General features: G+C 67.2%; 8 protein-coding genes. 4 read left to right on the top strand and 4 right to left on the bottom strand.

The genetic code is table 11. The annotated features are described in order from the left end of the window. Positions 1-91 precede the first annotated feature (91 nt). From ACQY4S_RS08070 to ACQY4S_RS08055, 4 genes are all read left to right on the top strand, one after another. Positions 92-733 carry a DedA family protein gene (locus ACQY4S_RS08070; protein WP_428484693.1) on the top strand — a complete coding sequence of 214 codons (642 nt, stop codon included), beginning with the start codon at positions 92-94 and terminating at the stop codon, positions 731-733. 355 nt (positions 734-1,088) lie between these two features. Continuing rightward, positions 1,089-2,456 carry a TolC family protein gene (locus ACQY4S_RS08065; protein WP_428484692.1) on the top strand — a complete coding sequence of 456 codons (1,368 nt, stop codon included), beginning with the start codon at positions 1,089-1,091 and terminating at the stop codon, positions 2,454-2,456. Then, positions 2,453-3,643, top strand: a complete 1,191-nt coding sequence (locus ACQY4S_RS08060; protein WP_428484691.1) for an efflux RND transporter periplasmic adaptor subunit — start codon at positions 2,453-2,455, stop codon at positions 3,641-3,643. The genes ACQY4S_RS08065 and ACQY4S_RS08060 overlap by 4 nt, the downstream gene beginning before the upstream one ends. After that, positions 3,640-6,684 (top strand): efflux RND transporter permease subunit, encoded by a 3,045-nt coding sequence (locus ACQY4S_RS08055; protein WP_428484690.1) that lies wholly within the window; start codon positions 3,640-3,642, stop codon positions 6,682-6,684. Before ACQY4S_RS08060 ends, ACQY4S_RS08055 begins: the two co-directional genes overlap by 4 nt. Positions 6,685-6,783: 99 nt before the next feature. Here ACQY4S_RS08055 and ACQY4S_RS08050 read toward each other — a convergent pair whose 3' ends face one another. From ACQY4S_RS08050 to ACQY4S_RS08035, 4 genes are all read right to left on the bottom strand, one after another. Continuing rightward, a complete protein-coding gene (locus ACQY4S_RS08050) occupies positions 6,784-8,412 on the bottom strand; it encodes an ATP-binding protein (protein WP_428484689.1) in 1,629 nt (542 codons plus the stop codon). A gap of 275 nt (positions 8,413-8,687) precedes the next feature. Further along, positions 8,688-10,649, bottom strand: a complete 1,962-nt coding sequence (locus ACQY4S_RS08045; RefSeq protein ID WP_428484688.1) for a prolyl oligopeptidase family serine peptidase — start codon at positions 10,647-10,649, stop codon at positions 8,688-8,690. 74 nt (positions 10,650-10,723) lie between these two features. Continuing rightward, on the bottom strand, positions 10,724-11,347 hold the full coding sequence (locus tag ACQY4S_RS08040) for a 2-hydroxychromene-2-carboxylate isomerase (protein WP_428484687.1): 624 nt from the start codon (positions 11,345-11,347) through the stop codon (positions 10,724-10,726). 4 nt (positions 11,348-11,351) lie between these two features. Next, the gene (locus tag ACQY4S_RS08035) at positions 11,352-12,095 is read right to left on the bottom strand and encodes an SDR family NAD(P)-dependent oxidoreductase (protein WP_428484686.1); all 744 of its coding nucleotides are present in this window, start codon (positions 12,093-12,095) and stop codon (positions 11,352-11,354) included. Between the last annotated feature and the right edge of the window lie 51 nt (positions 12,096-12,146).

The raw sequence follows: 12,146 nt of genomic DNA, 5'->3' as shown, positions 1-12,146 counted from the left end.
CGTCAGTTATAATGTTGAACGCGTGCCGCGTCAGTGTACACAAAGCGTCTGCTGATGAGCAGAAGGCCGTTCGACGGCGGGAGCAGCACCGATGGACGGCAGTCTTGCCTCGCTTGGCGGCTGGGTCGTGACGATTATCTCGTCGGCGGGTTATCTAGGAGTCGCTGGGCTGATGGCGATCGAGTCCGCCTGCCTGCCGCTGCCCTCCGAGATCATCATGCCTTTCGCCGGGTATCTGGTCTCGACAGGCCGGTTTAATCTTGTGTTCGCGGCGACGGCTGGCGCCGTCGGCTGTAACGTCGGCTCTACCGTCGCCTACTTCATCGGCGCCCATGGTGGCCGCCCCCTGGCCGAACGTTGGGGGCGCTATGTCCTGCTTCGCCGCGAGCATCTGGATCGCGCGGACCGCTTCTTTCATCGGTTCGGCGGCCCGGCGGTGCTCATCGCGCGCGTGTTGCCGGTGGTGCGCACTTTCATCGCGCTTCCAGCGGGGATCGCCCGCATGCCGCAGGTGCCATTCCAGTTCTACACTTTCGTGGGCTCCTGGCCCTGGTGCTACGCGCTTGCCTATGTCGGCTACGTACTGGGCAAGCGGTGGAACACCGACCCGCGGCTGCAGGCCATCATGCATCGATTTGACTTCGTGGTGATTGGGCTGCTCGCGATCGGCGTCGCCTGGTTCGTCTGGCGGCAGCTGCGCGGCACCCACCGCGCGTGCGACCTGGAGCGTTGAGAATGTCGTCCCTCGCCGGATGCGGGGCATCACATCCGTTGTCGGTTCCGTCCGAGGCGAGGGCACATCCGCCGAGTGCCAACGCCGGCATCGCACGATATTGGCTCACCGGTGGCGTCATCGCAGCCGGCGTATTCGCCAAACGAGCGGGGAGCAACGCCGGTGCAGCCGCTTATCAACCGGCCGATCGTCGAGCCGGCGGCGGCGCCGTCATGTCAGGGCGGCCCCCGCGGCACACCGCGGCCGGCACTGCGGTATCAGCGCCAGACGGCATGTTGGAGGGCACGGTGGCGGACATTTCTGGTGGACGGAGCACCGCAGCCAGGGGATTTGCGCCCCATTGCGCGGAGTCGCCTTGAACCAACGTCCTGCCGGCCTGAATCCCGCCATCCTGCTCATGGCCAGCGTTCTGCTGGCTGCCTGTGCCAGCGAGCGTGCGCAACCGTTGCCGGTGCGGCCGGGGCTCGCCGGCAGCGTCGCGCAACTTGACCGGTCGCGGCCGGATGCGGCACCGATCCCCGCGGACAGGCCGCTCACGCTGGGCGAGGTCGGGCTGCTCGCGGCGCAGAACAGCCCGGACCTGCGAGCGTTGCGGGCGCAGCAAGGTGTTGCACGGGCGCAGGTGATCCAGGCTGGGCTGCTGCCCGACCTGACGCTGTCCGGCAGCTACAATGTGCTGCTGGCCGGACCGGCTGTGGCGAACGCGATCGGCGCCACCCTGACAGGCGACATCACGTCGTTGATAAGCCTTTCAGCCCGTCGCCTCGCGGCCAGCAAGCTCGCCCAGCAGGTGGATGCCAATACGGTCTGGCAGGAATGGCAGACGATCAGCCGCGCCCAGACGCTCACCATTGACCTGATCGAGCAGGGTCGCCTGCTGCACAGCCTCCGGCAGACGCTCGCCATACTGCAACGGCGTGCCGCCACATCGCAGCGCGGGGTGGCGCAGGGCAACGCGACGCTGCAGACGCTGGCTCCCGACATCGCCGCGGTGACCAGCCTGCAGACGCAACTGGATGCGGCCGTGCTTGCGCAGGACGAACGCTGGCAGAGTCTTGACGCGCTGCTTGGTCTGGCGCCAGACATCCGACCGATGCTGAACACGGCCGTGTCCGTCCCGGCGATCTCAAACGCCGACGCCGCCGCCATGGTTGAGAGCCTGCCGACGCGCCGGCCCGACCTGATCGCGCTGCAACTTGGCTACGCATCGCAGGAGGCGAGTCTGCGCGCGGCCGTGCTCGGCCAGTTCCCGGCGCTCATGCTGGGGCCGAACTACGGCGACGATACGTCCCGCGTGCAATCCTTTGGGCCGTCGGTTTCGATCGGCCTGCCGATCTTCAACCGCAATCGTGGCGCTGTCGCCGTCCAGCGCGCCACCCGCGAACAACTGCGCGCCGAATATGAGGCGCGCCTGGCGACCGCCGCGGCCGGAGCGCGGGCGCTGCTCGCCAACCTCGCGCTGCAGACGGGCCAGCTTGCCGCGGCCAAGGCTGGGCTCGCTATGGCCCAAAGGCTCGCCGCCGATGCCGAGGCGGCGCTGCGGGCCGGGCTGATCGACGAGTTAAGCTACGTCCAGCTCGTGGTCGCGCGGCTGGAGAAGGAGCGTCAGGTGATCGGCCTGGAACAGCAGGTGCTCGACGGGCGGACCGCGCTTGCCACGCTGCTCGGAGCTGGCCTGCCGCCGGTTCACCTGACCGTGCCGAAGCAGCCGAGTCTGATATGAGGCGTTTGGCCAGCCTCGCGTTCGCCGCGTTACCGCGCGCGGCGCGGGCTTTGGCACCGATCACGAGGCGGGCTTTGTCGCTGGTCGCATCGCGGGCTTTATCACTGGTCGCAGCGCTGGCGCTTTTCCCGGCCGCGGGGCTGGCTCAAGGCGGCAGCCCGCAGCCCAGCGTCCTGGTCCAGACGGCGGTGCCACACCACGGCAACCTGCCTCGCACGCTTGAGGCGTATGGCACGATGCAGGCGGCGCCCGATGGCGGCAGCGAGACCATAAGCCTGCTGCGCGGCGGTCAGTTGGTCTCGGTCATGACATTCCTGGGGCAAGCGGTCCGCAAGGGGCAGCCGCTGCTCATCGTCCGTATCGACCCGTCCGCCCTCGCCGGATACCGGCAGGCGGCTGCCGCCCTGGCCCTGGCACGCGGCGATCGAGCCCGCGCTGCGCAGATGCTGGCCCAGCATCTCGCCACACGTGACCAGTTGGCGCAGGCGGACAAGGCGGTTGCGGACGCGCAGGCGACGCTGGACGCGCTGAACCGCGCCGGCGGTGGGTCTGCGGAACAGACCGTCGCCGCCCCATTCGATGGCGTCGTCGCGAACCTGCTGGTCTCGCCCGGCGCCAGGGTGGCGGCGCAGGCGGCGCTGCTCACGGTCGTTCGCTCCGGTCGGCTGGTCGCGACGGTCGGCGTGGAGCCGGCGCAGCGGGCTCTTGTCGGCGCCGGGCAGCCGGCGCGGATCGTGCCGTTATACGGCAGCGGCGGCGAGCCAGGCAGCGTTGTCTCCATCGGGGCGATGCTTGATCCACAGAGCCGCCTGGTGCCGGTGATCGTCGATCCGCCGGACCCGCCCGTGCCGTCGGCGACCGACCCGGCGGCGTCCGCCACCGGCCTGATACCGGGCGACCCAGTGCGGGTGGTCATCCAAGTGGGGCAGATGACCGGCTGGCTGGTGCCGCGGGACGCGGTGCTGACGGACGGGAAGGGCGCCTATGTCTTTCAGCTCGATGGCGACAAGGCCGCCCGCGTCGCCGTGACATTGGTCGGTACGGTGGGCGACACCACCGTCATCGACGGCCCGATCGTGCCGGCGCGTCCGTTGGTGACATCCGGCAACTATCAGTTGCAGGATGGCATGGCCGTGCGGACCGACCAGGCCGCACCGCCGGCAAATCCCCCGCCGGCGAAGCCATGAGCGGCGATGCACCGCGCCGGGGCTTCGTGGCGCGGCACACGCGCTCGATCCTCGCCGTGCTGCTGGCACTCGCGGCGGCCGGCGGCTTCTCGGCCGTGCTGCTGCCCACTGGGCTGTTTCCCGTGGTGCAGTTCCCGCGAATCCTGGTCAACGTCAATTCCGGGGCGCGGCCGGCGGACCAGACCGTGCTGCTGCTGACCATCCCGCTCGAGCAGGCGGTGCGCGGGGTGCCCGGCGTCATCAACATGCGCTCGACCACCAGCCGCGGCTCGGTCGAGATCGCGCTCGACTTCCCGTGGGGCACCGATATGGTTGCGGCGACCACGCAGGTGGACGCGGCGGTCGCACAGACATTGCCCGGCCTGCCGCCGGGGGCCTCCTATGAAGTCCGCCGCATGGACCCAACAGTATTTCCGATCATAGCCTATTCGTTGTCGTCCACCACGGTCAGCGCGGTCGCGCAGCGCGACCTGGTGCAGTACCAGCTTGTGCCGCTGCTTACCGCCATCACCGGCGTCTCCCATGTCTCGGTGCAGGGCGGCGAGGTCGCGGAGGTGGAGGTGCTGGTTGACCCACACGCCCTGACGACGCGCGGGCTGGCGCTGTCCGATGTGGCGGCGGCGCTCGGCAAAGCCAACGTGCTTACCGTTGTGGGCCGCATGCAGGACCACGACAAATTACTTCTGCTGGCGCTCGACGACACCATGCGCCAGGCCGAGCAGGTCAGGGACACGGTGGTGCGGGGCGGCGTGGGTGGCGTTGTCCGCGTCGGCGACATTGCCGAGGTGCGGACCGGCGCGGTGCCGCAATGGATTCGGGTGGGCGAGGACGGGCACCCTGCGGTGCAATTCCAGGTCTATCAGCAGCCTAACGCCAACAGCGTCGCGATCTCGGCGGCCGTGCGCGAGGCGCTCGCGGATTTCCAGCCGCAGATGCCGGCCGGCGTGACGCTGGCCAACTGGTACGACCAGAGCACGCTTGTCACGCAATCCGCCAGCAGCGTGCGCGACGCGGTGCTGATTGGGCTGGCACTCGCGGGCGTGGTGCTGTTCGGCTTCCTGCGCAGCCTGCGGGTGACGGCGGTTGCCATGCTGGTGGTGCCCGCGACGCTGGCCATCACGGTGCTGTTGCTGCTCGGACTTGGCATGACGTTCAACATCATGACGCTCGGCGGGATCGCCGCGGCAGTGGGCCTGGTCATCGACGACGTCATCACGATGGTCGAGCACCTGGCCCGGCGGGCGGACGCCAAGGCCGGTCCGGATGCCGTGCTTCGCGCTGGGCGGGAGTTCCTGCCGCCGCTCACCGGATCCAGCACGGCGACGCTGCTGGTGTTCCTGCCGCTGGTGTTCCTGGGCGGCGTGACCGGCGCGTTCTTCAAGGCGCTGTCGCTGACGATGGCCGCGGCGCTGATCATATCCTACGGGCTAACCGCGCTCGCGGTTCCGGTATTGGCCCGGTTGATCGTCGATTTCGACAAATGGAAGGACCCCGGCACCGGGCCGGAGGGACGGGTCGGGCGTGCCCACCGCTGGCTGCTCGTCCGCCTGTTCGCGCGGCCCTGGCTGCTTGCATTCGGCCTGGTCCCGCTGCTGGTGCTGGGCTACTTCGCCTACAGCCACGTCGGCAGCGGCTTCATGCCGCAGATGGACGAGGGCGGTTTCGTGCTGGACTACCGTTCGACCCCTGGTACCTCCCTCAATGAAACCCAGCGCGAGCTGCGGCAGGTCGAGGCCATCCTCAAGTCGGTGCCCGATGTGCAGACGTTCTCCACCCGCGTCGGCACCGGCCTGGGCGGCGGCCTGAGTGAACCCAACACCGGGGACTTCTTCGTTCTGCTCAAGCGCGGCCCGCGCCGGCCGATCACCGCCGTGATGGAAGAGGTGCAGGACCGCGTGGACCAGGCCGTGCCTGGGCTGGACGTGGCGCTCGCGCAACTCATGGAGGACCTGATCGGCGACCTGACCGCCGTGCCGCAGCCAATCGAGATCAAGCTGTTCGCCAACGATCCGGCGCGGCTGGCGCCCGCCGCACGCCAGATCGCCGCGGCCATCAGCAAGGTTAACGGTGTCGTATCGGTGCTTGACGGGATCGTCATCGCCGGGGATGGGCTGAACATCCAGGTGGAGCCTGCCCGCGCCGCGATCGAGGGCGTCGACAGCGCCGAGGTCGGCACCGCGCTGAACGAGTATCTCACGGGCACCGTGGCGACTGAGTTGCCACAGACGGTCAAGCAGGTCGGCGTCCGCGTCTGGCTGCCGCCGGCGATGCGGCAGTACGACGACCAGCTCGCCCGGTTGCCGATCCGCGCGCCGGACGGGCATGTTTTCGAACTCGGCCGCGTGGCGAAGGTCTCGCCGGCGCCGGGCCAGGCAGAGGTCGAGCGCGAGAACCTGCAGCGCATGGTCGCCATCACGGCGCGGCTGCAAGGCCGTTCCCTCGGCGCCGCCGTCGCGGATGTCAAGCAGGTACTCGGCCGCGACGGCACTGTGCCGCACGGCATTCGCTACGAGCTTGGCGGCCTGTACGCCCAGCAGCAGATCGCCTTCGCCGGACTGACGCGGGTGTTCGGTGCGGCGTTGGTGGCCGAGTTCGTGCTGCTGCTGTTCCTCTATGAGCGGTTCTGGATACCGCTGATCGTGCTGACGGCGGCGCTGTTCTCCACCACCGCGGTGTTCGCCGGGCTCTGGTTCACCTGCGTGCAGCTCAACATCACCGCCATCATGGGGATGACCATGATCATCGGGATCGGCACCGAGATGGCGATCTTCCTGGTGTCCGAGTACATCGACCTCGAGCGCGAGATGCCGCCGAGACAGGCGCTGCTGGAGGCCGCGCGAAATCGCTTTCGCCCGATCGCGATGACCACGCTCGCCGCCATTCTCACGCTGATGCCGCTGGCGCTGGCGCTTGGCGCGGGCTCCGGCATGCAGCAGCCGCTCGCCATCGCGATCATTTCGGGGCTGCTGGTGCAGTTTCCCCTGGTGCTCCTGGCGATGCCCGTGGTGATCGGATTGACCTTGCCACGAGAAGATGCCTGAAAGAAGCGATTCAGGTTATGGCCCGATGAATCCGCGGATGAGGCTCCTCCCCATGCCACCAACCATACCCGCATGACCTCGCCGGCATGACGCTGAACGTCAGCGGGCCGCTTCGCCTTGGTCGAGCTGCCTTCGCGCGATCATCGCCTGCACCCGCTTCACCAGAACCGCCAGATCGAACGGCTTTGCAAGCAGCTCCATTCCAGCGCCAAGCCGTCCCTGGCCGGCGATGGCGTCGCCGGCATATCCGGTGATCAGAAGAACCGGCAGGTCGGCGCTCAATGCGCGCGCCGCATCGGCGAGCTGGCGTCCGTTCAGGCCTCCAGGCAAGCCCACGTCTGTCACCAGCAGATCCACGCCGTCTGTCTTCAGGCTGCGTAACGCGGCTTGCAAGGCCGCCAGACCCGACGGGCCGTCCTCGGCTTCCACGACCTGAAATCCGGTTTCTCGAAGCGCCTCCGCCGTGAAGCTTCGGATCGACGCTTCATCCTCAACCAGCAGCACCCGCGAGGCGTCGCTTATGGGCTGGACAAGCTGTCCTCGATCCGCTGCCGCGGTCGTCACATCGCTAGGCGCATCCTTACAGCGCGGAAGATATAGCCTGACGGAGGTGCCCGAGCCGACGGTGCTGTCCAACCGCATAACGCCCCCTGACTGACGCACGAAGCCGTAGATCTGGCTCAAGCCAAGCCCGGTGCCCTGCCCATTTGGCTTGGTCGTGAAGAATGGTTCCAAGGCATGTGCCAGCACGTCGGGCGACATGCCCGTCCCGGTGTCGCTGACGGTGATGCAGACGTAATCGCCAGGCGTGGCGCCCTCCCAATCTTGTGTGTCCGCCGCATCAAGGGTGTCGTGCGTGGTTTCGATCCGCAGGCATCCGCCGTTCGGTGACATGGCATCCCGGCCGTTGATCGCGAGGTTGAGCAGCGCGTTTTCCAACTGGTTCGGATCGCATGTCACCGGCCAACAGCCGTCCTTGAGCTGGAGGTGAAGCTTGATCGCCGGGCCGATCGTACGCTCGATCAGTTCCCACATGTCGGGAATCAAGCTGTCGAGCATCACCGGCTTCGGGTTCAACGTCTGGCGCCGGCCAAAGGCGAGCAGCCGCCGCGTCAACGCCGCCGCGCGATCGGCCGCCTCGACCGCGGCGTCGAGGAATTTGGACGCCTCCTCAATCCGGCCGGATCCGATACGTCGGCGCGCAAGCATGATTCCGCTGGTCACACTTTGCAGCATGTTGTTGAAATCGTGGGCAATGCCACCCGTCAACTGGCCGACAGCCTCCATCTTCTGGGCTTGGCGGAGGGCTTCCGCCGTCCGCGCGAGCGCCTCCGCCTGCGTCTTCTCGGTGGTGATGTCGCGACCCACGCCGTAGATACGGCTGCCCTCGGCGACGGCCGTCCAGGAGATCCAGCGCCAGGAGGCATCCCGGTGACGATAGCGATTCTCGATCTGCCGCACGCTCTTGGTGATCAGATACCCGAGACGGGCAAAGGCCGCGGCCTGGTCATCGGGGTGAAGAAACTGGGAGAAGTGCCGCCCGGCCAACTCGTCTTCACGATATCCCAATGTCGCTTGCCAGGCCGGATTGGACGCCTGGATGACCCCGTCGAAGCCGAGGACGACGAGCAGGTCGATGGAATTCCGCCAGATCTGATCAAGCTCCGCGGTTCGCTGTGACACCTGCGCTTCCAGAGTGGCGTTGAGCGCCTGTAGTTCCTGTTGCATCTTCTTCCGGCCTCGATGTCCTTTGAAACGCCGATGCGCTCAAGACGCTTCCCTTCTCGTCGCGCCAAGGCGTGACTGCGATAGGATTAGACGCGGCAGGTCGCTCGGCGTTCCGTCGAACGCGCTGAACACATGCGTGACATGCTTGGCTGGCACGCGCTGGTTGTTCCGGATCCTAAATCGGCCCGCAGTGCGTGTGCGGGCCTGCCTGATCGGCGCGGCCGCCGGAGGATAGCATGCAGCGACCGGCCGTTCGGGGGCTGCCATGATGCAGGCTAGTCATCGCCATTCCGGGGTGCGCCAGAGACGGCTGCGCGCCGAGAGAGACTGGGCGGGTCAAAGCCGAAAAGCCTGCCATAGAAGTCGAGCTCGAGTTCCATGACGCTCGCGATCGTCGCCGCCTTGCGAAAGCCATGACCCTCACCCGCGAACTCGTAATGCGCCACCGGCAGGCCCTTGGCTTTCATCGCCTCGACCATGCCGCGAGCCTGGTTTGGCGGCACCACCTTGTCATCGAGGCCTTGGAAGAAGATCACGCCCGCGGTCATCGCGTCCATGTGCCGGATTGGCGACCGCTGATCGTAGAGAGCGTCCGTCTCCGGCAGCGGTCCGACCAGGCGGTCGAGGTAGCGAGCCTCGAACTTATGGGTATCCCCGGCCAGCAGCCTGAGGTCTCCGATGCCGTAAAGGCTGGCACCTGCCCGGAACACGCTGGACGAGGTGAGTGCCGCCAAGGCAGTGAAGCCGCCGGCGCTGCCGCCCCTGATCGCCAGCCGGTCCGGATCAACGAGCCCGCGTTCCGCCAGCGCGGACGCCGCGGCAATGCAATCCTGCACGTCGGCCACGCCCCATTCGCCCTGCAGCGCCTGGCGATAGAGGCGGCCAAATCCGGTCGATCCGCGGTAGTTCACATCGACCACACCGAACCCGCGGCTGGTCCACCACTGCACGCGGGTCGACAACGTGTTCGACGTCATTCCGGTCGGGCCGCCATGGATCATGACCACCAGGGGCGGCCGTTCGCCCTCGGGTCCCTCGAAGGAGCCGTTTTTCGGCGGGTACCAAAATGCGAACGCCTCGCTGCCGCCCGCCGTGGCGAATGTGAGCGCCTCACCCACGGAGATGTCCGCTTCCGGGAAGACTGTCGGGGACGCGGCGCGGATCACCTCGATGGTCGCATCACGGCGATCTGTCAGGGTGGCCAGGACAACCGATGGCATCCGATTGACCGACACCGAGACGTAGGCGAACGCCAGATCCGGTCCGGCGAACGGGACCGGGCATTCGGCGGCACGTCCCACCCCGAGCGGCCTGAAGCCAGCTTCATCGACCGTGACCGCGGTGGTGGTCGCGTGGCTCGACAGGTTGGCGACGAGCCTGCCATCCGCCAGAAAGTCGAAGTAGCGCTGCCCGAAGCTCCAGTGCGGACCGCCAATTTCCGCGTCCACCGGACAAACGGCTTCAACCACACCGTCCTGCTCACGGTAGATATTCCACCATCCGCTGCGGTCGGAGGAAAAATGCAGCACGCCGGCGGGGGACCACAGCGGCTGCACGATTGCCTCCGGCATCGCGCCAGCGACCGTGCGCGATGATCCGAGGATCAAACCGTCATCTACCTCGGCGACATGGAGGCACGTCGCATCCCACGGCATGTCCGGATGTTCCCACGAGAGCCATGCCAGCTTGCGCCCGTCAGGGGACGGCCGCGGACTGGAGAGGAAATCGGCTCCTCGCACCAGCACCGTCCCGGCCTCGTTGGGATCGCCGTCCACCGACAGCGCCACGATGCTCGCCTCCGGGTCGGTCGGCGGCCGGTCGCAATGGTCTTCCCGCACGCACAGCAAGGTTTCAGTGCCGGGAATGAACCGGAAATCGGCGTAACGCCGGTCGCGGGCGCGCGTGACAAGCTTCGCGTCCGCGCCCGGCGCGATGATCCACACCGAGCCGTCCAGCTTGTGGCTGAAGACAACCCTGCCACGATCGACCACATAGGCACCGCCGCCGTACTCGTGCACCTGCGTCCTCACGTCGAACGGCGGCGGTGTGACATCACTGACGGCGCCATCGTTGCCGCGGCGCACCAGCACCGTGCGCCCGTTTTCCTGCGGTCGCCCTTCCAGCCAATAGATGTCGGAGCCGTCGACGGAAACCTCGGACAGCGAGACGGCCGATCCGATGACCACCTCGACCGTGAACGGTGAAGGCCATGTGCCGTACGGGGCGGGATGCTTCATGGTGCTCTCCGGAAGTCCAGGCGGAGCGTGCGAGCCTGACGGGCGGGAACGTCGGTCGGCGATGTCCTGCCGCTCTACTTGCCGCCCTGGCCGCGTTTCATCTCGACAATGGCTTCCTCGACATCGCGCAGCCGGTCCTTGCCGAAGAAGATCTCCTCGCCGACGAAGAACGTGGGTGAGCCGAACGTGCCGCGATCAACCGACCGCTGGGTATTTGTCAACAGCTCGTCCTTGACCTCCGGCGTCTGCACCAGTTCCAGGAGCCGCGCACCGTCCAGACCGGATAAATTGAGCGCCGCGGCGAGCACCGCCGGATCATCCAGCTTCTTTGGGTCCGCCCACATGTGCCGGAAGATTTCGTCGACATAGCGGTCGAACACGCGAAGCTTGCGCGCGGCGACCGCGCCGCGCATCAGCACGAGCGTGTTGACTGGAAAGAACGGGTTGGACCTGAAGCGGGTGATGCCATGGCGCCTAATGAAGCGTTGCATCTCCAGGCGTTGGTATTCCGGCTTGTTCCTGATGCCGGCGAAAGCCTCGAGTGGCGAGCGGTTGCCGGTCGACCTGAACACGCCGCCGAGGAGAACAGGCACATAGTCGAACCTGGCCCCGGTCCGGCGCTCGATGTCCGGAATGACGAGATGGCTGAGATAGGCATTCGGGCTGCCAAAATCGAAATGGAACTCGATGTTGTCCATGGTCTCACCATTTCTCGCCAAAAGGACGGATCTCGAGCTCAAAGGTCCAGGCATCGCGCGGCTGCTGGTAGAGCCGCCAATAGGTCTCCGCGACCGAGTCTGGCTGCATGAGACGATTGGGGTCAAGGTTGCGCAAGGCGTCCTCGCCTTCCCGGTCCTTGATCCGCCCGCGCACCCAGGCGGTGTCGACTCCCGCGTCGATGACCAGGTGGGCGACATGGATGTTCTTCGGTCCCAGTTCGCGCGCGGCACTCTGCGCCACCGCGCGCAGGCCGAACTTGGCGGCGGAGAAGGCGGCGTAACCGGCGCCCCCGCGCAGGCTGGCGGTGGCGCCGGTGAAGAACAACGCGCCGCCGCCATGCGGCAGCATCAGGCGCGCGGCTTCCCGGGCGGTGAGAAAGCCAGCGTAGCAAGCCATCTCCCACACCTTGCGAAACACCCGATCGGTGGTGTCGAGGAGGGGAAAGTTGACGTTGGCGCCGACATTGAAGATGCAGACCTGCAGCGGCGCTTGCCCGTCCGCCTGCCGCAGGAAGGCGGCGATGTCGGCTTCCCGGCGCGCGTCAAGCGACCGCGCCATGATACGGCCGCCCGTCGCCTCAATCTCCGTCACCAGCGGCGCCAGCTTCTCGCCATTGCGCCGCCCGGCGAACACGGTGAAACCCTCGGCGGCGAATTTTTTGGCGATCGCGCCGCCGATGAAGTCGCCGGCGCCGATCACCGCTGCCGTCGCATGTCTGGGTTCCACTTCGACCTCCTGTCGTGCTGTCGCCGGGGCGAGCGGTTTCGACGAGATTGC

It is taken from the genome of Rhodopila sp. (assembly GCF_965276935.1).
Lineage (GTDB): Bacteria > Pseudomonadota > Alphaproteobacteria > Acetobacterales > Acetobacteraceae > Rhodopila.
Note: the sequence above shows the minus strand (reverse complement) of the source record. Positions and strands in the feature narration are given on the sequence as shown.

Excerpts from the sequence above, each read along its gene's own strand:
- ACQY4S_RS08070 (WP_428484693.1), top strand. The coding sequence starts at position 92 with ATGGACGGCAGTCTTGCCTCGCTTGGCGGCTGGGTCGTGACGATTATC.
- ACQY4S_RS08060 (WP_428484691.1), top strand. The coding sequence starts at position 2,453 with ATGAGGCGTTTGGCCAGCCTCGCGTTCGCCGCGTTACCGCGCGCGGCG.
- ACQY4S_RS08055 (WP_428484690.1), top strand. The coding sequence starts at position 3,640 with ATGAGCGGCGATGCACCGCGCCGGGGCTTCGTGGCGCGGCACACGCGC.
- ACQY4S_RS08050 (WP_428484689.1), bottom strand. The coding sequence starts at position 8,412 with ATGCAACAGGAACTACAGGCGCTCAACGCCACTCTGGAAGCGCAGGTG.
- ACQY4S_RS08045 (WP_428484688.1), bottom strand. The coding sequence starts at position 10,649 with ATGAAGCATCCCGCCCCGTACGGCACATGGCCTTCACCGTTCACGGTC.
- ACQY4S_RS08040 (WP_428484687.1), bottom strand. The coding sequence starts at position 11,347 with ATGGACAACATCGAGTTCCATTTCGATTTTGGCAGCCCGAATGCCTAT.